The following is a 938-nucleotide window of genomic DNA, read 5'->3' on the forward strand; positions in this document are numbered from 1 at the left end:
AAGCTATTAAGATGGATTTAACTCAAAGAAATCTTCCATTGAATTCTCTTGATTATGATCAATATAACGCTACATTAAATCATGGAAAATGTTTGTATGATCTAGGATATGTTTTTAAAGAGGATATATTCTCAAAATATTGTTACCATTATTCTAATGAAGTCGAGTGCAAGGTATTTAGAAAATATAACAATTAAGATTATTGGAGAAAGTAAGTGATAAAAGTAGCGGTTACTTCATTTTCTTTTGTCTTTTTATTGGGTGGTTGTTTATGGGTCTGGCATCCACCGTATTCTTCTTTTTGGAGAGAAGATATATGGGTTCATAAAGATGACAACACTGTTCCTACTGCAGAAATTGTTCAGTATTGCTATGCTCAATCACTAGCACCATTTAAAACAAAAAATATAGGTGGATTAGAAATACCTATTGATCCTGAAGAACAAGCTAAATCGGATGATCTTGATGGCGCTTGTCTATATCAAAAGGGATATAGGTTTAATGCTAGTTATAAATACTGTTATAGATTTGGTAATATTTGTAAAAAATGGAATAAATATAGAAGTTAATAATAACTATGATTTTTATATTTAAGTGAATAATGTCCTTCAAATGAAATCCATGAACAATCGAAAGCATTATTTAAGCGTGTTAGAACAAAATATCTTGGTGTGGAAGGCGATACGGTTTACTCGGGCATGCCTTTCTTAAGATCTTTAGGGATTGGAATGATAGGGAATAATCCTAATGCAACACCTAATAAAGCAAATGTTTCTTTTTAGATGTGCATACTAAAGCTAATCAGAATATTAATAATTTAAAGTTTGTTTATGATGAAAATGATGATAACTCTTATAAAAAGCTGAATGAAACTATTGATATATTAAATAAAACATATAAGAATTGAGAAAGAGTTTTTAATACAATAGAGGAAAAGT

Annotated in this window: 1 protein-coding gene and 1 pseudogene; both read left to right on the forward strand. The window is 29.1% G+C overall.

From position 1 onward, the window contains the following. A pseudogene (locus HPC37_RS10780) lies at positions 1–197 on the forward strand (hypothetical protein); the annotation flags it as partial. 18 nt (positions 198–215) lie between these two features. Then, complete coding sequence (locus HPC37_RS10785; RefSeq protein WP_208123103.1) at positions 216–569, forward strand: hypothetical protein; 354 nt, start codon at positions 216–218, stop codon at positions 567–569. Positions 570–938: the final 369 nt, after the last annotated feature.

Origin of the sequence: Spirabiliibacterium mucosae (assembly GCF_014884965.1) — a bacterium.
Lineage (GTDB): Bacteria > Pseudomonadota > Gammaproteobacteria > Enterobacterales > Pasteurellaceae > Spirabiliibacterium > Spirabiliibacterium mucosae.